General features: G+C 69.8%; 17 protein-coding genes and 2 pseudogenes. 10 read left to right on the top strand and 9 right to left on the bottom strand.

The features are described 5' to 3' along the window. Positions 1-551 precede the first annotated feature (551 nt). The gene (locus tag KUTG_RS07910) at positions 552-1,415 is read left to right on the top strand and encodes an RCC1 domain-containing protein (RefSeq protein ID WP_052394187.1); all 864 of its coding nucleotides are present in this window, start codon (positions 552-554) and stop codon (positions 1,413-1,415) included. A 326-nt stretch (positions 1,416-1,741) separates the two neighbouring features. On the opposite strand, the gene KUTG_RS07905 is transcribed toward KUTG_RS07910, so the two are convergent. The 4 genes from KUTG_RS07905 to KUTG_RS58125 form a co-directional block, all read right to left on the bottom strand. Then, positions 1,742-3,532, bottom strand: coding sequence for a HelD family protein (locus KUTG_RS07905; protein ID WP_052394186.1), 1,791 nt, complete (start codon positions 3,530-3,532; stop codon positions 1,742-1,744). 73 nt (positions 3,533-3,605) lie between these two features. Continuing rightward, complete coding sequence (locus tag KUTG_RS53075; protein WP_052394185.1) at positions 3,606-3,791, bottom strand: hypothetical protein; 186 nt, start codon at positions 3,789-3,791, stop codon at positions 3,606-3,608. A gap of 30 nt (positions 3,792-3,821) precedes the next feature. Further along, complete coding sequence (locus tag KUTG_RS07900) at positions 3,822-5,027, bottom strand: serine hydrolase (RefSeq protein ID WP_157494394.1); 1,206 nt, start codon at positions 5,025-5,027, stop codon at positions 3,822-3,824. Positions 5,028-5,116: 89 nt separating this feature from the next. Next, positions 5,117-5,689: a TetR/AcrR family transcriptional regulator gene (locus tag KUTG_RS58125; protein WP_043716028.1), complete on the bottom strand. Its 573-nt coding sequence runs from the start codon at positions 5,687-5,689 to the stop codon at positions 5,117-5,119. A gap of 61 nt (positions 5,690-5,750) precedes the next feature. On the opposite strand from KUTG_RS58125, the gene KUTG_RS07890 reads away from it, so the two are divergent. The 5 genes from KUTG_RS07890 to KUTG_RS63295 all read left to right on the top strand — a co-directional run bounded on the left by KUTG_RS07890 (position 5,751) and on the right by KUTG_RS63295 (position 10,416). Then, positions 5,751-6,881, top strand: coding sequence for a MalY/PatB family protein (locus tag KUTG_RS07890; protein ID WP_043716026.1), 1,131 nt, complete (start codon positions 5,751-5,753; stop codon positions 6,879-6,881). A gap of 688 nt (positions 6,882-7,569) precedes the next feature. Further along, positions 7,570-8,079 (top strand): sigma factor-like helix-turn-helix DNA-binding protein, encoded by a 510-nt coding sequence (locus KUTG_RS63305; RefSeq protein WP_052394183.1) that lies wholly within the window; start codon positions 7,570-7,572, stop codon positions 8,077-8,079. 54 nt (positions 8,080-8,133) lie between these two features. After that, the gene (locus KUTG_RS07880) at positions 8,134-8,940 is read left to right on the top strand and encodes an alpha/beta fold hydrolase (protein ID WP_043716022.1); all 807 of its coding nucleotides are present in this window, start codon (positions 8,134-8,136) and stop codon (positions 8,938-8,940) included. Positions 8,941-9,033: 93 nt separating this feature from the next. Continuing rightward, positions 9,034-9,813, top strand: a complete 780-nt coding sequence (locus KUTG_RS63300) for a PI-PLC domain-containing protein (RefSeq protein ID WP_232240705.1) — start codon at positions 9,034-9,036, stop codon at positions 9,811-9,813. 123 nt (positions 9,814-9,936) lie between these two features. Continuing rightward, positions 9,937-10,416, top strand: a complete 480-nt coding sequence (locus KUTG_RS63295; RefSeq protein ID WP_232240704.1) for a hypothetical protein — start codon at positions 9,937-9,939, stop codon at positions 10,414-10,416. Positions 10,417-10,481: 65 nt separating this feature from the next. Here KUTG_RS63295 and ligD read toward each other — a convergent pair whose 3' ends face one another. The 4 genes and pseudogenes from ligD to KUTG_RS07855 all read right to left on the bottom strand — a co-directional run. After that, positions 10,482-11,471: a non-homologous end-joining DNA ligase gene (gene ligD, locus KUTG_RS07870; RefSeq protein ID WP_043716018.1), complete on the bottom strand. Its 990-nt coding sequence runs from the start codon at positions 11,469-11,471 to the stop codon at positions 10,482-10,484. Continuing rightward, a complete protein-coding gene (locus tag KUTG_RS07865) occupies positions 11,468-12,535 on the bottom strand; it encodes an ATP-dependent DNA ligase (protein WP_198047060.1) in 1,068 nt (355 codons plus the stop codon). Before KUTG_RS07865 ends, ligD begins: the two co-directional genes overlap by 4 nt. A gap of 50 nt (positions 12,536-12,585) precedes the next feature. Then, positions 12,586-14,139, bottom strand: coding sequence for a rhamnogalacturonidase (locus KUTG_RS07860; RefSeq protein WP_043716014.1), 1,554 nt, complete (start codon positions 14,137-14,139; stop codon positions 12,586-12,588). 32 nt (positions 14,140-14,171) lie between these two features. Then, positions 14,172-15,073: pseudogene (locus tag KUTG_RS07855) on the bottom strand (cytochrome P450); the annotation flags it as partial. Between the two features lie 149 nt (positions 15,074-15,222). Here KUTG_RS07855 and KUTG_RS07850 point away from each other — a divergent pair. Further along, positions 15,223-17,241 (top strand): WD40 repeat domain-containing protein, encoded by a 2,019-nt coding sequence (locus KUTG_RS07850; protein WP_043716012.1) that lies wholly within the window; start codon positions 15,223-15,225, stop codon positions 17,239-17,241. A 4-nt stretch (positions 17,242-17,245) separates the two neighbouring features. Here the strand turns inward: KUTG_RS07850 and KUTG_RS07845 are convergent, their stop codons facing one another. Then, positions 17,246-18,397 (bottom strand): cytochrome P450, encoded by a 1,152-nt coding sequence (locus KUTG_RS07845; protein ID WP_043716010.1) that lies wholly within the window; start codon positions 18,395-18,397, stop codon positions 17,246-17,248. An 83-nt stretch (positions 18,398-18,480) separates the two neighbouring features. Here KUTG_RS07845 and KUTG_RS66025 point away from each other — a divergent pair. From KUTG_RS66025 to KUTG_RS07835, 3 genes and pseudogenes are all read left to right on the top strand, one after another. Next, a pseudogene (locus tag KUTG_RS66025) lies at positions 18,481-18,609 on the top strand (hypothetical protein); the annotation flags it as partial. Between the two features lie 62 nt (positions 18,610-18,671). Continuing rightward, positions 18,672-19,085, top strand: coding sequence for an SbtR family transcriptional regulator (locus KUTG_RS63290; protein WP_369794624.1), 414 nt, complete (start codon positions 18,672-18,674; stop codon positions 19,083-19,085). Positions 19,086-19,149: 64 nt separating this feature from the next. Next, positions 19,150-21,272 (top strand): FUSC family protein (locus tag KUTG_RS07835; RefSeq protein WP_052394179.1); only part of this gene is annotated, 2,123 nt, incomplete at its 3' end.

The raw sequence follows: 21,272 nt of genomic DNA, 5'->3' as shown, positions 1-21,272 counted from the left end.
CAACCTGGCCGGCAACGTGGACCTGGTGGTGGACGTCGCCGGCTACTACGCGACGGACCGCGGTGACGCGTACTTCACGCTGTCGCCGACGCGGGCCACGGACAGCCGCACGGGGCCGTCGTTCGGTCCGGGCGAGTCGCGGGCGGTCGATCTGACGCCGTGGCTGCCGGCCTCGGCCAAGGCCGTGGTCTACAACCTGACCGCCACCAACACGACGTGGTCCACCTTCGTCACCGCGTACCCGGCCGGCACGTCCGTGCCGGACGCCTCCAACCTGAACCTGGTGCCCGGGCAGACTGCGTCCAACCTCGCGGTCACGCAGCTCGGCGCGGGCGGGCAGTTGGCGCTGCGCAACGCCTACGGCCGGGTCGACCTGATCTCGGACATCGCCGGCTACTTCGGCCCCGCGCCGGCCCCGTGCGCCGGCTCGTGCCTGTACGCCTTCGGCCGCAACGACTACGGCCAGCTCGGCGACGGCACCGCACCACGTACCGGTCCCGCGGCGTCGGCCAAGTGCCCGGCCTGTCGCGGTCAAGCAGGTCGCCGGCAGCATGGACGCCGGCTACGCGCTGCGCCAGGACGGCACGGTGTGGTCGATCGGCCGCACGGGCGAGACGAGCGGCCTCAGCCCGCAGCCGACGCAGGTCCGCGGCCTGGACAACGTCGCCTCCATCACCGGCGGCCACCGCGCCGGCTTCGCCGTCAAGGGCGACGGCACAGTGTGGCAGTGGGACAACACGATGACCGCGTCCCAGGTGCGCGGCCTGTCGGAGGTCACGCAGGTGAGCGGCAGCTCGGTCTCGCACCTCGCGCTGCGCCGCGACGGCTCGGTGTGGCGGTGGAGCGACCTCGACAACAACCCGGCCCCGGTGCAACTGCCGGGCCGGTTCATCGGGGTCGCCACGGACGGCGTGTCCTACTTCGTGGTTCGCGACGACCACACGGTGTGGGCGTGGGGCTCGAACTACGGCGGCGGGCTGGGTGTGGGCTCCACCGAGTCGAACGTCAGCCAGCCCACGCAGGTCGTCGGGCTGGACTCGGTGACCAAGGTGGCGGTGTCCCGCAACCAGTCGACGTACGCGATCAGGTCGGACGGCACGCTCTGGGCGTGGGGCAGCGTCTTCCTGGGCGGCCAGGACTACCCGTCGGGCGGCCCGTACACGTACAGCGCGCCGAAGCAGGTGCCCACACTGTCCAATGTGGTCGACGTGGCCGGCAGCGGCTGGAACTACGCGCTCGCGCTGACCGCCGACGGCACGGTCTGGGCCTGGGGTTCGCTTTCCTTCGCCGACGCCCTCCGCACGCCGGACATGCAGCCCACCCAGAGTCCGTCCAAGGTGCCCGGCCTGGACGGGCTGCACGTCAGCGGCATCGCCGCCGGCGGCTACCAGGGCTACGTGGTGGCCAGCAGCTGAGGTAGCGGCTCACTGTGCAGCACGGTGAGCCGGGTATTGCCCGCGTCAGCGAGGAGGCGTCGCATTACAGACCGGTTTTGATTTTGTGTTGATCTCGCAGACGGGGTAGTGATATCGATGTAACGCATCGTCGTGGTTCGTCAGCTCTATCGCGAGACTTTTGATTACTTCCTAACGCCCCGCGGGGACTATTTTGTCTCTAACCGTATGTTATTCAGAGTATCTCGCCGCCGCCAGAAAGATGGAACGTGGCCGCTAAATTTCGATGGAATCTCACCTACATTCCATAAACCGCTGTCGGACACACATGACGCGGAAGTGGTCTGCTAACGGAGAAGACAGGTCCCGTCCTCGTGCGGGAGCCCGGTCGCGATGCCGGCCTTCGACAAATGCTTGGCCACGGCCGTGAATCGCGCGTCGTCGAGCACGATCCCGACGCTGTCGGGGTGCTGCTGGGCGGCGTGCAGCACGGCCACCAGTTCGACCAGGACGTCCTCGCAGGCGACGGTGGCCAGCGCGCCGGGCACGTGCCGGCCGGAGACGGTCGGCGGCAGGTCGTCGGCGATGGCCGGCAGCAGGGCGTTCGCCACCTCGATGATCTCCCGCGGCACCCGGAAGCTGGTGGTCAGCCGGACCAGGTCGGTGGTCACGCCCAGGTGCGCGGCCACCGCCTCCCAACTGCCGGCGGCCCACGGCGTGGTGCGCTGGGCCATGTCGCCCAGCAGCGTCGCGGAACCCGCGCAGCGGCGCATGATCGCCCGCAGCTGGATCGGCGACAGGTCCTGTGCTTCGTCGATCACCACGTGCCCGTAGCGGTCGGGCGGGTTCATCAGGCCGGCGATCTCGTCGATCAGGAACCGGTCGGCCGGCGACCACTTGGCCCGCCCCGCCGACACCGGAATCACCGGCCACAGCAGGGAAGCCTGCTCCTCGTCGGTCAGCACGCCGTCGGCCGCCCGGTGCAGGGCGTCGGCGTCGGAGAGCAGCGTGAACAGCACCTGGGCCGGCGTGACGTTCGGCCACACGCTGTTGGCCAGGTCCCGCAACGACTTCGCCCGCAGCAGCCGCTTCGCCTCGCCGTCGGTGAGGGCGTGGCCGCGCTCCTCCAGGCTGCGGCGGACCTGGCTGACGGCCCGTTCGAGCAGGTGTTCCCGGGCCCGGGCCAGCGGCACCTGCCGGTCGATCAGATCCGAGCACAGCTCGGTTACCGCGTACGGCGTGATCCGCACGTACGGGCTGGTCTCGCGCACCACAACGTCGTCGGCAGGCAGCCGCAGCCCGGACCACACCGCCCGGCGCAGCACCTCGGCCATCCGCGCGTCGCCCTTCAGCGCGGCGATCTCCGGCGCCTCGACCACGGTTTTCTTGCGGTCGGCCACCAATCCGTCGACCGAGCTGTGCACCACCTGGCTCTCGCCCAGCGTGGGCAGCACCCGGGAGATGTAACGGACGAAGGTGTCGTTCGGGCCCACCACCAGCACGCCCTCCCGGCGCAGCCGGCTGTGCTCGTACAGCAGATAGGCGGCCCGGTGCAGGCCGACCGCCGTCTTCCCGGTGCCCGGCCCGCCCTGCACGATCAGGGTGCTGGCCAGCTCGGTGCGGACGATCTCGTCCTGGTCGGGCTGGATGGTGGCCACGATGTCGCGCATCGGGCCGTAGTGGGTGCGCTCGATCTCGGCGATGACCAGCCGGCTCAGGCCGGTGTCCTCGGTCAGCGGCTCGTCGTCGAAGCTGGTCAGGGTGACGCCGTCGAACCCGAACCGGCGCCGCCGGGTCACGTCCATCCGGTCGGACGGGCTGGCCCGGTAGAACCGGGCCGCCATGTCGGTACGCCAGTCGATCACCACCGGCTCGTCGCGCTCGTCGCTGACGTAGCGGCGCCCGATGTAGCACGGTTTCGGCTCCGGGCCGTCGATCCGGCCGAAGAACAGCGGCGACTCGTTGGCGTCGCGGAGCTGGTCGGCCCGCCACTCCAGCCACTCGACCATCAGCTCGTCGCCGGCCCGGCGGCGCGCCCGCTCGGCCAGCTCGCGCAGCTGCTCGCGGCTCTGTTTCAGGCACACGTGCGCGTGGTCCAGATAATTCCGTTCGGACAGCAGTTCCTGTTCGGCGGTCACGGCTTCCCCCTCGTCCGCATTCGCGGCGGGCGAGAATACCCGGGGGAAGCCGTGACCGTAAACCGAATTAGCCTCAGCGCTGCAGGCCGGTGACGATGCCGTCGACCGCCTTGCCGAGCTGGCCGTACTTCTGGGTGTACGGCACCGGGTACACGCCGGGCGGGTCGGCCGGCCGGTTCACGTCCACGTAGTCGGTGCCGAGGTTGCAGAACACGACCACGATGTAGTTCCGCTTGGCCTTGCCGGGCAGCGAGTGCACGATGGCGGCGTCGCTGCCGGTGGTGTCGACTCAGCCGGTCTTGTGCGCCATGGTGACCTCGGCGGCGGCGTTGCAGGGCCGGACGTCCTGCCCGTAGTACAGCCCGCCGACGTCCATGGTGCCGTCGTCCGGGTTGATCCAGCGCTGCGGGGTGACCTGCGGAATGCCCGGCGCGGGATAGTCCCGGCCGCACCAGTTGGTGGTGGACAGCATCTCGTTGTGCCCCTGGTTGCCCAGCGTCTTGAGGTAGAGCTGCCGGGCGGACGCGCTGAGCACGTCGCGCGTGACGCGGGAGCCGTCGGCGTTGGTCCACAGCGTGCCGGGGCCGCCGTTGACGATGAGCAGCAGCTTGGCGGTGTCGACCGAGCTCATGTTGGAGCCGATCCAGTGGCCGCCGTTGTTCGGGTCGGTGCCGGTGATCATCAGCGTCGACATGCCCAGCTGCCTGAACGTGGCGTTCAGGGTGTCGATGTAGTTCTTGTCGTGCAGCAGCTTGATCAGCGCGCAGGTCGACTCGTTGCGCGACATGGTGATCATCTCGTCGAAGTACTGCCGGATCGGCTCGCTGGTGGCCTCGCCGCAGGTGGGGTTGATCGTCACCGGCCGGTAGTCGTACACCGAGTCCAGGTCGATCACGTGCTGGTCGGACAGCCGCATGATGCCGAAGCCGACCATCAGCTTCAGCACCGAGGCCGGGTAGGGCGAGCTGAAGTCCAGCGCGGCGTTCTCACGGCCGGGCAGCACGTCCCGGGTGCCCTTGCCGCCGTTGGCGTCCCACTCGTCGTCGTCCCACCACCGGTAGCGCACCTGGTCGGTGGCCAGCGCGCGCTGGTTGAGCGGCACGGTGACGCCGTGCGGGTACTGCGGGCTGAGCAGCACGTCGGCCATGGCGGTGGGCCGCCCGGCGTCGTCGAGCTCGATCACGGCGGCGTCCATGTTGGGCGTCTGGTGGATCGGCTGCGGCGTGGCCATCGGCCCGAACACGCGCTTGGCCACTGGCATCGTGGTGGGGTCGTACTTCTCCGCCACGGCCGCGTGCCGGGACTGCCCGTTCGGCTCCGGCGGCGTGAGGTCGATGACGTCCTTGAAGTTCTGGGCGTCCACGGCCTGCCGCAGCGAGTCGGCGAGCCGGGTGCTGGCGCCCGAAGGCGCCGCCTGCGCGGCCACACCGCCGAACAGCACGGCGCTGACCGCGAGTGCGGTGGCAGCCGCGCGCCGTCCTCGGAACAAGGTCACGTTCGTCTCCCACAGGTTTGGTTCTGACGCCACCGTTGTATCCGAAGAGGATTGTTCGGTGTCGGAGAACCCGCGGAAAACAACGGATGTCAACGCAGAAGTTGCCCGAACACCGTGCTGAAGAAGTCGTCGAGGGGCTGGTCGTTCTTGACCACCTTGGAGCGCAGCAGGGCGCCTTCCCAGGCGTCGAGGATGTAGCGGCCGAGCACGTCCAGGTCGGCGTCGGTGCTGGTCTCGCCGGCTTCCCGGGCCGCCCGCAGCGTGGCGGAGATGCCCTCGGCCCAGCCTCCGAGGCTGGCTCGCACCTGGGCCCGCATGGGTTCGCTGTGGTCGGCGAGCTCCTCGCCCATGTTGCCGATCATGCAGCCGCGCGTGTAGCCGTTGCCGACGAGCACGTCGCCCATGATTCGGAATTGGGCCCGCAGCTTCTCCAGGGGCGTCAATTCTGGATCGATGACCGAGTTCCACTCGGCTTCGGCCGTGTACTTGGCCACCACTTCGACGGCGAGGTCCTCCTTGCTCTTGAAGTGGTTGTAGAACGAGCCCTTGGGCACGCCGGCGGCCCGCGTGATGGTGTCCACCGAGCACGCGGCGAAGCCGATGCGGTGGAACTCGCGGAGCGCGGTCTCCACGATGACGTCCCGGACGCTGTGACGCGGCATCCCTCCAATATGACTAGTCGTCTTGGCCGGTGTCAAACGGGGTTCGGGTGAGAATGGCCGCATGACCGACCTGCTCCCCGTCGAGCCCCTGACCCGGCTGCGCGAGCGGCGCAGCGCCAAGTGGCGCACGTACGGCCCCGAGGTGCTGCCCCTGACCATCGCCGAGATGGACTTCGCCCTGCCCGACGCCGTCAAGACCGTGCTGGCGGCGGCGGTCGAGCGCTCGGACACCGGCTACGCCATGCCCACCGACGGCCTCGGCGAGGCCCTGGCCGGCTTCGCCGAGCGGCGCTGGGGGTTGCGGATCGACCCGGCGGCGGTCACCGCGGCCACCGACGTCAGCACCGGCGTCGTCGAGATGCTGCGGCTGTTCACCACGCCCGGCGACCGGGTCGTGATCAACACGCCCGTGTACCCGCCGTTCTTCGACTGGCTGAACGAGGCCCGCGCCGAGCTGCACGAGGTGCCGCTCAAGGACGGCTGGCAGCTCGACCTCCCCGCCCTCGACCGGGCGTTCGCCACCGGGCCGGCCGCCTTCGTGCTGTGCAACCCGCAGAACCCGGTCGGCCGCGTCCATACGGCCGAGGAGCTGGCCGCCGTCGTCGACCTGGCCACCCGCCACGGCGTGCCGGTGATCAGCGACGAGATCCACGCCCCGCTGGTCCTGCCCGGCGCGACGTTCACGCCGTTGCTGTCCGTGCCCGGCGCGGCCGAGATCGGCGTCTCGGTGATGTCCGGCAGCAAGGCCTTCAACCTGGCCGCCCTCAAGTGCGCCATGATCGTCACGGCCTCGCGGCGCATGGCGGATGTCGTGGCGAAGCTGCCGCCGGACACCCGCTGGCGCACCGGGCACTTCGGCGTCCTGGCCTCGACCGCCGCCTATACGCACGGCGACGCCTGGCTCGACCGGCTGCTGCTCACCCTGGACGACCGCCGCTCGCTGCTGACCAAGCTGATCCACGACCGGCTGCCCTCGGTGAGCTGGCGTCCGCCGCAGGCGACCTACCTGGCCTGGCTCGACTGCCGCAGCTCGGGCAGCGGAACCGCGCCGCGTGACCTGTTTCTCGGCGCCGGAGTGGCACTGGAGCCGGGAACGAGGTTCGGTGAGCACAGCGGCTACGTCCGGTTGAACTTCGGCACCAGCGCCGAGGTCCTGGAGCTGGCCGTCGACAGGATGGCGAGTGCTCTCTGACGGTGAACTGGTCCGGGCCGCGCGCGGCGGCGACGTCGGCGCGCTCGGCCTGCTGCTGACCAGGCACGAAGCAGGACACACTTCAGGCTTTTGTACGATGTAGTACGAGGATGCTGGGGTATGCATCAAGTATAATTAAGTGATGAAGCGCTTGTTGGAATGTTCTTAACCAATGTTCCCGGTTTAGGTGATATTATCGTAGCATACCGGCTTTAAAACTCATAACCTAAGTGAGGCTTTGGGGGTGCGCTATCGAAAAACCATGTGGAAAATGTAACCCCCCGACTTGGTCTCATGCCTACAGCCGGTATGATGAGATATGATGGCGAAGCTGTGCGGCTTTTACACCCTTTCCTCCTGATCAACTAGGCAGCGGATCCCCGATTTGATAAGAAAGAGCTACTAGAGCTGACGAATTCTAATGCTCAACTTTGGCAATACATAGCGTGCTGGAAAGTAAGAACCCCTGTAACGCTGCTTGTCGCATCCTTAGGTCGGGCCGGCTATGGTCTCCGAGTCAAACATAGAAAGTGGCACTAGGAAAGTGGGAGTAACGAGCACACGACTGCACCCCCTAGTGTGCCTTATACGGTTGGAGATGATCATAGGAACGGATGTCCCGTATTCAATAATTCCATCCGCAGTCGACGCAGTGGTCTTTAGCTCTGATATCGTTTTGATCCTAAGTGTGCTGTTGCGCTACTTCACGGACGTCAACTCGTACGAGCAGATCGCCGCCATCCTGGAGGTGCCGGTCGGCACCATCCGCAGCCGGCTCAACCAGGCCCGCGGCAAGCTGGCCGAGGCGTTGCGGGCCACCGCCGACCACGCCCACGTCGACGCCGGCGCGGTCAACGCCGCCTCGGCCCGTGAGGCCGTCGAGACGCTGGAAGTGGCCGAACAGGGCGACTTCCCGGCGCTGGTGGCCGACCGCTGGCTGCCCGAGACCGAGTTCATCGCCGGCAACGGGCTGATTCGCGGCGGCCGCGACCTGCTCACGTTCGGCATGGACAAGGACCTGACCGAGGGCGTGCACCAGCGGTTCGTGCAGGCCGTCGAGGGCCGGGACGTGACCATCTGGACCATGGACCTGATCAGCCCGCCCGACGACCCCGAGCACTGCCCGCCCGGCGTGGTCTGGGTGATGACCCGCCGCGAGGGTCGCTTCGCCAGGATCCGCCTGTTCCATCCGGTGTGACCGCCGTCACCCGAATCGGATCGAACTTTCCGTGCGCCGCCGAATCGTGTGGGCATGACCCTCACCACGCACGTCGTCGAGCTGGACGGCGTCAAGCAGCGCTACCACATGGCCGGCAGCGGCCCCATCTGCGTCGCCCACTCCGGCGGCCCCGGCATCGCCTGGGAGTCCCTGCGGATGCGGCCGCTCGAAGAGCACCTGACCATGGTCTACGTCGAGCCGATCGGCACCGGCGAGTCCGGGCGGCTGGCCGACGACGCCGGCTACACGCTCGACAACTACGTGCGCTACCTGCACGCCGTGGTCCAGGACCTGGACACCGGCCCGGTCGTGCTGCTCGGCCACTCGCACGGCGGCTTCGTCGCTCTCAAGTACGCGCTGGCCCATCCCGTCGAAGCGCTCGTGCTCTACGACACCTCGCCCGTGACCGGGGCGGAGTTCTTCGGCGACGCCGTCGCCAACCTCCAGCACGCCGGCAACGAGATCCTCGCCGCGTTCACCTCGCAGCACGCCGCGATGACCGACGAGGAGCTGACCGGAGTGCTCCAGACCATCCTGCCGGCCTACTTCGCCGACTGGCGGGTGGAGTTCGAGTCCTTCCGGGCGGCGTGCAAGATCTGGAGCGCGCCCTCCCGGGGCCAGGACGTGCCCTACGACGTCCGCGACCGGCTGCCCGAGATCACCGCGCCGGCCCTGGTGATCGTCGGCGACAAGGACCCCATCTGCGGCCCGCCGTGGGCCCGCCAGCTGCACCAGGGCCTGCCGTCGTCCCGGCTGCGGCTGATCGAGCAGTGCGGCCACATCGCGCACGTGGAGCGGCCGGAGGTGTTCTACCCCGAGGTGCTCAAGTTCCTGTCGTGACTTTCCTGTCGTGACGTCGGTCGGCGGGACGCTGCCCAGTGTTCAGCGTCCCGCCACTGGTCCTCGTCGCCGGTCACGTTCCAGGATCGTCGGATGACCCGCTTCGGCGTGTACCTGACCGCACTGACCACCGCCTCCGCCCTGATCGCGAGCCCGGCGGCGAGCCAGCCGTTCGCGAGCTCGGTGTTCCTGGCCACGCACAACAGCTACTCCGGCAACGTGGACGGGGCCAAGAACTCCATCCCGTACCAGCTCGACCACGGCGTCCGGTTCATCGAGCTCGACGTGCACGACAACGACTACGCCGCCAACCACGACTACTCCATCGGGCACGGCGGGCCCGGGGACCGGGTCGACCACGCCGGCAATCCCGCGTCCAACCTGCTGCACGACTGGCTCGCGGTCATCGCCGGCTGGTCCGCCGCGCATCCCACGCACGCGCCGCTGGTCGTCATGCTCGACCTCAAGGACGACCTCACCGACAACTACAGCTTCGCCGCCGGCAACCTGACCGCTGTGAACCAGGAACTCCAGTCCGCCTTCGGTTCGAGCATCCTGCACCCGGCCGACTACGTCGGTACGCCGTCGGTCGACTCCCTGCGCGGGCGTGTCCTGCCGCTGCTGTCCGGCGACGCCGGCACCCGCACCGAGTACAAGCGGGACGTCGGCTATCACCCCGCGGTGGCGATCAACAGCCACGGCCAGATCGTCGAGGTCCACGACTCCGGCGCCGGCGCACTCTGGTACTGGACCGGCACTGTCGCCGCCGACGGCACCGTGACCTGGCTTCGCCACGGCAAATACGACAGCGGCACCACTCCCGCCGTCGCACTGAACGACGCCGGCCAGCTCGTCGAGGTGCACCAGTCGTAGACCGCCAGCACCCTCTGGTACCACGTCGGGCAGCTGGGTTCCGACGGCGAGATCACCTGGCAGGCCAGCCACCAGTACGACAGCGGCGTCACGCCCACGGTCGCCTTCAGCGGGAGCGGCCTGGTGGAGATCCACAAGAGCCAGAGCAGCAGCCAGAACTGGACCTGGAACGGCACGTTGTCGGGCAACACCGTCTCCTGGACCGGCAACGCCAAGACCTCCAACGCCCTGCTGCCCAAGGCTTCCGCCTCCGCCGCCGGCCGCAGCATCTCCGTCTACACCGGCGCCGACGGCCCCACCGAGGCCCAGACCCTGCGCTACAGCACTTCCGGCGTCACCGGCGGCCGCATCCGTTACCAGCAGACCGCTTTCGACGAGTTCCAGGCCGGCGACAGCGCCACCCTGCAGCAGGGCGCTCTCTTCTATGCCGCCACCGCAACGAATTCGTCGTTCATCGTCTCCGCCCGCCAGTCCGGCCACCTCGTCCGCGGCTGGGACTTCGACTCCGCCTCCGACGCCACCACCCCGTTGGCCAACTACCCGGCCTCGAACACCCCTTGGGCCCCTTGGTACCAGTCCCTGACCGCCGACGCCGTCCAGTAACCCCCCATGCAGGGAAGGACGCCTTACCCTCGTTCAACGCGGGTAAGGCGTCCTTCCCTGCATCATCAAGGGCCCTCGACCTGGCGGGCGCGGCTGGGGGCGACGCGGGGCGGCTCGTTCGGCATCTTCGGGTACACGGGCGGCCAGGGCGCGTCCATCAGCCCGGCGGCCATGTCCCGCTCGGACCGCTCCAGCAACGGCTCCAGGGACTGCGGCGCATCGTTCATCTCGGCCCAGGCATCGCCCTGCGACGCCAACAACGCCGGCACGGTCTGAATGGTCAGGGCATCCGGGTCAACGTCGGGCAGCCGATCCCACGCGATGGGGGTCGACACCTGACCGCCGACCCGCGGCCGCGCGCACCAGGCCCCGAAAACGGTCTTGTGCGGGGCGTTCTGGTTGAAGTCGACGAACACCCGTTGGCCCCGCTCCTCCTTCCACCACTTGGCGGTGATCAACGAAGGGTGTCGGCGCTCCAGCTCGCGGGCCAGGGCGACGGCCCCGGCCCGCACCTGGTAGCCGTCCCACCGCTCGGCCAGCCGGACGTAGATGTGCAGGCCACGGGAGCCGGTGGTCTTGAGGTACGCCGTGATGCCGCACTCCGCCAGGAAATCCCGCACCAACAGCGCCGCCTCGGCGATCTGGGCGAAGCCGATGCCGGGGGAGGGGTCGAGGTCGATGCGGAGCTCGTCGGTGACCTCCGGGTTGGCGGCATGGACGGGCCACACGTGGAAGCCGAGGCAGCCGATGTTCACCGCCCACAACACATGCGCGAGATCGGCGGCCACCAGGGCGTCGCTGGTCGTGCCGTTGGGCGTGGAGACGACGGTGGTCTGCAGCCACGGCGGCGCGGACTTGGGCACCCGCTTCTGGAAGAAGGACTTGCCGCTGGCGCCGTCGGGATAACGCTCCAGCAGCAACGGCCGCCCGCGCACGGTGTCGAGGAACGGCCCGGCGACGGCCTGGTAGTACTGGACCAGGTCGAGCTTGGTCGCCCCGATCTTGCCGAAGAACACCTTCTCCGGATGGGTGATCTCCACGCCCTCGACGATCATGTCCGGAACAGCGCCTTCAACTCGGCCGGGGCGATCTGGTCCAGCTGCGAGTAGGTGCACGACTCGGGCGTCCGGTCGGGGCGGAACCGGACCAGCCGCCCGCCGTGCCGCAGCCGCCCGGCCATCACGTGCTCGTACCGGACCTCGGCCACCAGCTCGGTCCGCAGCGGCTCCCAACTGAGGTCCTTGCCCGCGCTCCACCGGCTCTGCCCGCCCGGCATCCGCCCGCCGGCCTCGGACTGCGCCACGGCCCAGTCCCGCCACGGATGCGTCTCCAGGGCGTTCTCCCGCAACGGGGCCAGCTCGTCGACGAGCTCCTTGCGCCGGGCGGCGGTCATGCTGCTGGCCACGCCGACGTGGTGCAGCGTGCCCTCGTCGTCGTACAGCCCGAGCAGCAGCGACCCGACGCCGTTTCCGTCCTTGTGCCACCGGAATCCGGCCACCACGCAGTCGGCGGTCCGCTCGTGCTTGACCTTCCACATCACCCGCTTGTCCTGCTCGTACGGCAGATCGCCGGGTTTGGCCATCACGCCGTCGAAGCCCGCGCCCTCGAACCGGGTGAACCAGTCCCGCGCGACGTCCGGGTCACGGGTCAGCGGCGTGATGTGGATACGCGCGAGATCTCCGCCGATCGCGCCCTCCAGCAGCTCCCGCCGCCGCGTGAACGGCTCCTCCATCAGGTTGTCGTCGCCCAGCGCGAGCAGGTCGAACGCCACGAAGCTGGCCGGCGTCTCCGCCGCCAGCTTGCGCACCCGCGACGCCGCCGGGTGCAGCCGGTTCTGCAGCGTGTCGAAGTCCAGGCCGTCGCCGGTGACCACGACGATCTCGCCGTCCACCACGCACCGCGGCGGCAGCACCTCCAGCAACAGATCGACCAGCTCCGGGAAGTACCGGGTCAGCGGTCGGTCGTTGCGCGAGCCGAGCTCCACCTCGTCGCCGTCGCGGAACACGATGCAGCGGAAGCCGTCCCACTTGGGCTCGAACAGCAGCCCCTCGGCGGTCGGCACTTCGTGCACGGCCTTGGCGAGCATCGGCCGCACCGGGGGCATCACTGGAAGGTCCACAGCCGGTCACGATAGGGCGTGACCGGCCGTATCGCCTGGTGACAGCGCTGTCAGAGCTCAGAGTGACCGGTCTGGTCCAGTTGCGTGTCCGCCACCGGCCGGCTGGTGGTCACCCGGAAGTCGGACACGTCGTCCAGCACGAAGGTCGGCGTTCCCGGGGCCTTGTCCGCCTTGACGTGGTGGAAGTCGGCGTCGACGACGTCCCGCAGCGCGAACGCGGGCCGCAGGTCCTGCTGCTCGTAGCGGACCTCGACGTTGTCCAGGGTGACGCCGTCGACGTGCCGGAGGAAGAAGCCGAACGCCGGCAGCGGGCCGAACATGCTCGGCTCGGGGTAGGCGTTCTCCACCTCGGGCGGGTTCTCCGGGATGCCGTTCATGGTCAGCCCGCCGACCATGTGGTGGCGCACGTTGCTGATCCGCACGTCCTCGATGCGGTGGCCCGGAATGCCGGCGATGGCCGACGGGTAGCGCGGGTCGGAGTTGTGCGCGATGACGTTGGCGATGCTGACCCGGCGCAGCGTGCCGACCGGTATCCCGGCGGGGCCGCGCATGCGGGAGCCGAGCCGGAAGAAGATCGGCATCTGCACGTCGCGCATGGTGATGTTGCTGACCGTGATGTCCTCCAGCGCGCCGCCGTCCACGGTCTCGAAGGCCAGGCCGCGGCAGTGCTCGAAGACCACGTTGGAGATGGCGATGTTCTTGAAGCCGCCGTTGGACTCGGTGCCGCACTTGATCCGGCCCGTGCGGCCGAACGCGGCCGTCTTGTACGTGCCGTCGACCAGTGTGCCCAGGTCGTAGCCGCTGACGAAGCAGTTGTCGATGGTGACGTTCTCGGTGTCACGCACGTAGCCGAGCGCGTACGAGCTCTTCAGCACGATCGCGTCGTCGGCCGGGGAGTTCACGGTGGTGTTGGAGATCCGCACGTTTTTGCAGCAGTCGATGTCGATGCCGTCGCGGTTGGTGTCGATCACGACGTTGTCGATGCGGAAGTTGTCCACGCCGGTGGGCAGGATGCAGAAGTGCCCGCCGTTGACCATGGTGACGTCCCTGATCACCACGTTGCGGCACAGCTTGAGCGCGATGGCCTTGTTGCCCTGCAACGGCTGCGACTCCTGGCTGCCCCCGCTGACCAGGCCCTCGCCGTCGATGGTGCCCGGCCCGCCGATGGTCACGTTGACCAGGTTCTCGCCCCAGATCAGGCTGTTGTGCCAGTGGCTGTGCCCGAAGTCCTGGTAGCTGTTGCCGGCGCCGGGCTGCTCGGCCGGATCGTAGCCCCTGCCGTTCGCCGGCGCCGCCGCCAGCAGCGTGGCGTTGTGCGCGAGGTAGAGCGCCACATTGCTCTTGAGGTGCACGGAGTAGCTGGCGTACGTGCCGGCCGGGAAGAACACCGTCCCGCCGTGCTTGGCGGCCGCGTCGACGGCGCGGTTGATCGCCGCGGTGTCGATCGTGACGCCGTCGCCACGGGCGCCGAACTCCGTGACGTCGAACAGTTTCGCGGCCGGCCTGGCCGGCTCCGCGGCGGCGGTGCCGGCCAGCGGCAAGGCCATCCCGGCCGCGCCCGCGGCCCCCAGCGTGACGATGCGACGACGACTCACCCGGTCCATGTGACGGAGGCTACAAACGTTTACATCCTGTTTCAATAGGCCGTTCGCAACGGTAGCCGGGAGACACCTGTCATGGTCGGCGACGGCAGCGGTATCGGCGGGTCGGCCGGGTCGGTGCGCAGCACCGGAAAGCGGTCGAGCAGCAGGTTCAGCGCGATCCGGCCCTCCAGCCGGGCCAGCGGCGCGCCCAGACAGAGTGGACGCCCCGGCCGAACGACAGGTGCGGGTTGGGGTCACGGGTCGGGTCGAACTCGTCCGGACGGGCGAACACCCGTGGGTCCCGGTTGGCCGCGCGCGGCCACAACAGCACCATCTGGCCGGCCGGGATGACCTGTCCGCCCAGTTCGACCTCGGCCTTGGTGACCCGGGCCAGCAGGGTGAACGGGGGCCGCAGCCGCAGCGACTCCTCGATGGCCCCCGGCGGCAGCGGTCGGTCCGCGCGGATTCTCGCGGCCTGCTCGGGATGTTCGTCCAGGCACAGCACGGTGTTGCCCAGCAGCATCGTCGTGGTGATGTGCCCGGCGAGCAGCAGCAGCGTCGCGAAGTTGACCACCTGGCCGTCGGTCAGGCGCTCCCCGTCCACCTCGGCCCGGACCAGCTCGGTCAGCAGGTCCTGGCGCGGCCGGGCCCGTCGCTCGTTGGCGTGCCGTTTGAGGTAGTCGACCATCGGCTGGACATCCCGCGCCAGCTTCTCGAAACGCCGGGCCTGATCACCGTTCTCGTCCTTGGCCGTGAACCCGATGTCGTCGGTCGTCAGGACCTCCGCCCATTTTCGGAACAGGTCCCGGTCGCTCGCCGGCACGCCCAGCAACTCGGCGATGACGATCGCCGGCAGCGGATGGGCCAGCTGAGACACCAGTTCCAGGTCGCCGTCCACGTCGTCGAGCAACTCGGTGGTCAGCGCCGCGATGCGTGGCTCAAGGCCGGCCACGACCGGTGCGTTCGTCGAGCTGGACGGTGGCGTTGTCGGTGGTGGTCATGGATTTCACGGTGGCCGGGGCCGGTTGTGCGGCGGTTTCACGGGGTGTCAACTACGCATATGTGGGTATGTGATGGGGTGGTGGCGGTGATGACAATGCCCGCGTGGCGTTGATCAGGATCGGTACGGCGCCAGCGCCGCGACTGACGGAGACCTTCACCCTGCCCCTGCCGGACGGCGGCCTGCACAGCGTCGTCGTGCTGCCCGACGGCGACACCTGCGTGGTCAGCGCCGAGAACGACGGCACGCTCTACCTGGTGTCGTTGGCCGAGGGGCGGGCTTTCGACCGGCTCGTCGGGCATGTGGGGCCGGTGAACAGCCTGGCGCTGGCCGACGCCGGCCGGCTGCTGCTGTCGGCGTCCGACGACGAGTTCATCCGGGTGTGGGACACGCGGACGTGGCAGACCGTCACCGTGCTGGCCGGGCACAGCGAGTACATCCGCTCCGTCGCCGCGCAGGGCATGGTCGCCGTGTCCGGCGGGGAAGATCGCACCGTACGGGTGTGGGACCTGGGTTCGGCCACCTGTATGGCCGTCTTCGACGACCATGTGTCCAGTGTGGACCATGTCGCCGTCAGTCCGGACGGGGCGATCGCCGCCTCGGCCGGGCGGGACAACCAGGTCCTGTTGTGGGACCTGGACGGCCTGCGGCTGTCCCGGGAGCTGTACGGGACGCCCCAGTTCATCCGGGAGATGCCGAACACGGGGTGGATGGGGGACACGTGGATCCTGTGTGGACGGAACGACACCGGCCGGGGGCATGAGGAAGCGCCGACGGCGTTGCTGTTCGGCGACTCCTGCCTGTACACGGCGGCCGGCGAGGTGATCCGCTGGGATCTCGCCGATGACTCCGAGGTCGCCCGGTTTCCTCGGCAGGGATTCATCAACACTCTTGGCGTGTATGGGGAATTCGTCGCCGCCGGGTCGCTGCACGGGATACGCGTGTGCGGCAAGGACGGGGTGCTGGCGACGTTCGGGGTGGAAACCGGGCGGGTCGTCGATCTCGCCTACCTGCCCGATGGCCAGCTGGTGACCGCCCATGAGCGCGGTTCCCTCAAGCTGTGGCCCGTCCTGCGTGGCGATGAACAGGACGGCGGCCGGCACCACTCGAACGTCACCGACATCGTCACGTCCGACGACGGCTCGTTGGCCGCCAGCCTCAGCCTGACCGGCGAGGTTCTGTTGTGGGACGTGGCTTCCGGCGCAGTCATCGCCGTTGTCGACAGCAGCGATGTGCCGTGCCAGCCGGTGTTCCTGCCCGACGGCACCTTGGTGGTCGCCGAGCGCGCCAAGCTGCATCTGGTGTCACGGGACGGAAGCCAGCGGATCCTGCTGCCGGCTGGCGGGGAGGCGAACATCGTCTCCGTGGCAGTGGTGGACGACCGTTCGCTGTTGGTCGTCCCGTACAGCGCGCCGCCCCAGCTCTGGTCCCTGGACGGCTCCCAGCGCGCTTTTGTTGGCGCGTCGGGCAACGGCGTCCGCTTTCCGTCGCTGATCGTCGACGGGCTCGCCCTGGTGCCCTCCGCGCTTCCGTCCGAGCATCCCCTGATCGGCGGCCTTTCCGTCAACGTCACCGGGGTTCCCGCCTTGCAGTGCTGGGATCTCGCCTCCGGCGAACTCCGGTGGACCCGCCACGGCCGGATCACCACCGAGCTCGTGTGGGCGACCTACTGCTGGACCGTCCGGCTGGCCGACGGCGCCGTCGCCACTCTCGGCGACGACACCTCCCTGATGCTGCTCGACGCCGTGACCGGCGACACCCACCAGGAGTTCTTGCTGCCCAAGGGCTACAGCCACCCCTGCGTCGAACTGGTCGACGGCACCCTGCTGTTCGTCGACCACGACGAGTTCGTCAGCACCGTGTGGGGCATCGACCCCGACGAGGACGTTCTCCTGCCCCGCCTTCAGTTCCCTCGCTCCCGGGCCCTGTGCCTGGTGCCGGACCGAAACCTGGTGGTGCGCCTGGGGGAGCAGCACCTGTACGCCCATCGGCTGAGCTCCGGCCGCGGGGTGTGCGAGGTGCGGTTGCCTGCGGACGCCACGTGCCTGGCCATGGCCGGCGACGTGGCGGTGGTGGGCGATCGTGACGGCGGGGTGCACTTCTTCCGGGTCGAGCTCGACTGAGGGCTCACCAGGCGACTGGCAGGGCCTCCACGCCGTAGACGGGGTTGGTGGTGCGGAAAGCGATTTCCGATGACGGCACCGCGAGGCGCAGGGTGGGGAAACGGCGGAACAGGGCGGGGAAGGCGACGGCCATCTCCAGGCGGGCCAGCGGGGCGCCGACGCAGTGGTGGATGCCGTGGCCGAAAGCGAGGTGCGGTGCGGGCTTGCGGGTGAGGTCGAAGCGGTCGCCGTCGGGGATGAAGGCGGCGTCCCGGTTGGCCAGGTGCATCAGGCACAGGACGAACTCGCCGACCTCCAGGCGGTCGCCGCCGACGGTGAGCTCGGTGACGACCTCGCGCGGCACTCCGAAGTGGACGACCGACAGGTAGCGCACCAGCTCCTCGACGCCGCCCTCGACGACTGCCGGATCGTCCCGCATGAGGGCGAGCTGGTCGGGATTCTCCAGCAGCAGCAACGAACCCAGGCCCAGCATGTTGGACGTGGTCTCGTGGCCGCCGATCAACAGCATGCTGGCCAGCCCGACGAGCTCCGCGAAGGACAGGTCGTCGCCGTGCTGGGTGATCAGGGCGCCGATCAGGTCCTCGCCGGGGGCCTGCTGGTGCTGCCGGACGAGCTCGGACAGGTACTGGCCCATCTCCTCGCCGGCCCGGGTGCGCTCCTCCAGCGGGATGGCGAAGTCCAGCTGGCTGCGGGTCAGGCTCTGGAAGGCGGCCCGGTCCGAGTAGGGCACGCCCAGCAGCTCGCAGATCACCAGCGACGGCACGGGCAGCGCGAACTCGGCCACCAGGTCGACGCCGGGACCGGCGGCGGCCATGGCCGACAGGGCGTCGTCGACGATCTCCTCGATGCGGGGGCGCATGGCCCGCATGCGGCGCAGGGTGAACTCGGGGCTGAGCATGCGGCGCAGGCGCGTGTGCGCCGGCGGGTCGTAGCCGAGGATGAAGCCGACGTCTTCGGTCCCCTGCAGCCGCGACTGGGCGCCGTTGCTGAACTCGACGGAGTTGCCGAGCACGGCCCGCACGTCCTCGTGCCGGACGGCCAGCCGGGCCGGCCCGAACAGCGACGTGATGCGGGGCAGACCCGGCCGGGCGGCCACCTCGCGCAGCGCGGCCGAGGGGTCGAAGCGGTCGCGGGTCATCTCGAGGGGAGTGGTCATGCGGGCGGCTCCCATAAGCGGTAGTGAGCTCTCAGTTGAGCCTAGCAAAAGTGAGAGCGCGCTCTCGGTGCTAGCATCGCCGCGTGCCGGCGTCACGGAACTCCGCAGGTCAGCGGGCTGCTCGCACGGACGCCCGGCGCAACGCCGAGCGGATCCTGGCGGTGGCGGACGAGGTGTTCGGCCAGCGGCGGCACGACGTCCCGCTGGAGGAGATCGCCCGCCGCGCCGGCGTGGGCCCGGCGACGCTGTACCGGCACTACCCAGCCGGGACGACCTGGTCGCGGCGGTCGTCCGCGAGCGGTACCTCGAACACGTTGCCCCCATCCTGGACGAGGCGGACACGGACCCGGACGCGCTGCGCGGCCTGCTGCGCTGCTTCGAGGCCGCCCTGGAGATCCACGCCACGGACCTGTGCGCGGCCACCACCCGCGGGCTCCCGGCCGCCGCGGACGGACTCTCCCGCGCATTCTTCCACCACGTGGCCCGGGTCCTCGCCCGCGCACAGGAACAAGGCAGCGTGCGGCAAGACATCGGCGCGGCCGATCTGCCCCGGCTGCTGTCCATGGTCTGCGCCACGATGCCCTTCGACGAGCACGACGGGTGGCGTCGCTACCTCGCGCTGCTGGCCGATCTGCTGCGCAGTGCGCCCACGGCGCCGCTGCCGCCCCTGGGACCCGGAAACAGTTGACGGACGGCCGGTAGTCCCGGGCGTAGCCGTGTCGCCTCGGCGGGACGGCCAATATGCTCGCCGAATGACCAGCTTGCAAGGGCTGTGGTCCACGCCCGCGGCGCTGCGTGCGGTGCGCGCGACCGTGGTGGTGCCAGGGCTGTTCGCGTTCTGCTACACCGTGCTCGGCGACCTCCAGGTGGCGACGTTCGCGGCGTTCGGCGGATTCGCGACGCTGGTGCTGGCCGCCTTCGGAGGCCGCGCGCGGGACAAGGTGGTGGCCCACCTGGGCCTGGCCTTGGCCGGCAGCGCCCTGATCGTCGTCGGCACGGCGGTGAACCAGTCCGTGCTGGTGGCGTCGCTGGTGACGCTGCCGGTGGTGTTCCTGGTGCTGTTCGCGGGCGTGGGCGGCCCGAACGCCGCCTCGGGCAGCACGGCGGCGCTGCTGGCCTACGTGCTGCCGGCGGCATCGCCGGGGACGATGGCCATGCTGCCGGAACGCCTGGCCGGGTGGTGGCTGGCGTCGATCGTGGGCACTGCGGCGGTGTTGGCGCTGTCGCCGCGGCCGCCCGGCGCGCTGCTGCGACTGGCGGTGGCCAAGAACGCCCGGGCGCTGGCCGACCAGCTCAACGCGGCGCTGAGCGGAGACCGTGACCCGAAGTTCCGGCAGCGCTCGCTGGAGTGCAAGCACAACCTGCTGAGCACCTTCACCGCCACGCCGTACCGGCCGACCGGGCTGGCCGCGGCGGACCAGGCGCTGGACAGTCTGGTCGGCCTGCTGGAGTGGTGCACGTCGGTGATCTGCGACAGCCTCCGCGAGTACGACGACCTCACGCACATCGACGAGGTGGAGCGCCGGCTGCTGGCCGACACTGCCTCGGTGCTGCTGGACGTGGCGGCGCTGCTGACCGACGAGCCGACCAAGCCGCAGCTGGACTGCCTGGAGCACAGCCTCGCCGCCAGCGTCGAGCACCTGCGGCGCCTGCGCAGCGACAGCGCGGAGTTCGGCGCGGCGGTGCACCTGTCGTTCCACGCGCGCACGGCCGCCGTCGCGGCGCACACGGCGCTGGCCGACGCCCTGATCGCCGCCCACCGCGCCGACCCGGCGATCGTGTCGAACGGCCGCAGGCGTTGGTACGGAACGGATCTGGCCCAGAGTGAGCGCCGCCTGGCCGGCGTGACGACGCTCGCCAACGCGGTGTCGCGGCACGCCAACCTGCGGTCGGTGTGGTTCCTGAACAGCGCGCGCGGCGCCATCGCCTTGGCGGCAGCGGTCGCCGTCGCCGACCTGACCGGCGTGGAGCACGGCTTCTGGGTCGTGCTGGGCACGCTGTCCGTGCTGCGCACCAACGCCGCGTCCACCGGCTCCACCGTGCTGCGGGCCCTGCTCGGCACCGTGGTGGGCTTTGTCATCGGCGCCGCGCTGCTGCTGGCCATCGGCTCCAGCACCGCCGCCCTGTGGACCGCGCTGCCGCTGGCCGTGCTCGTCGCCGCCTACGCCCCCGGCGTGCTGCCCTTCGCCGCCGGCCAGGCCGCCTTCACGGTCGTCGTGAGCGTGCTGTTCAACCTGCTGGTGCCGGCCGGCTGGCAGATCGGCGTGGTACGGATCGAGGACGTCGCCATCGGCTGCGCGGTCAGCCTGGCCGTGGGCGTCCTGTTCTGGCCGCGCGGCGCGGGGTCACTGGTCGCCGACGACCTCGCCGACGCCTTCCGCACCGGCGGCCTCTACCTGTCCGACGCCGCCCACTGGGCCCTCGGCCTGCGCCCCGACGCCCCGACCGCCTCCGCCGCCATAGCCGCCGGCAGCCGCCTCGACGAGGCCCTGCGTGGCTTTCTGGCCGAGCAGGGAACCAAGCGGGTGCCCAAGGAGGACCTCTGGCGGCTGGTCGCCGGCGCCATGCGGGCCCGCCTCACCGCCCACTCCCTCGCCGGCCTGCCCGCCGCCCCCGGCGAGCCCGACCCCCTACGCCAGCTGCTGGGCGACCATGCCGGCCAGGTCGCCGCGTGGTTCGACCACCTCGCCTCGCGGCTGGACCGTGCCGACCACAGCGGCGTGCCCATGCTCGCGCCGCCCGAGCTCCGGGAACCCGTCCTGCCCAACGGCGCCACCGTTCCCGACCTCTCCACGGCGTTGTGGGTCGGCGAGCACCTCAAGCACGTCACGCCGCGGCTGATGGAGCTCGTCGCCCCCGCCGGCGCGGTCGCCGC

Source organism: Kutzneria sp. 744, from assembly GCF_000568255.1.
Taxonomy (GTDB): domain Bacteria; phylum Actinomycetota; class Actinomycetes; order Mycobacteriales; family Pseudonocardiaceae; genus Kutzneria.
This window is presented reverse-complemented; position numbering and strand designations above follow the sequence as displayed.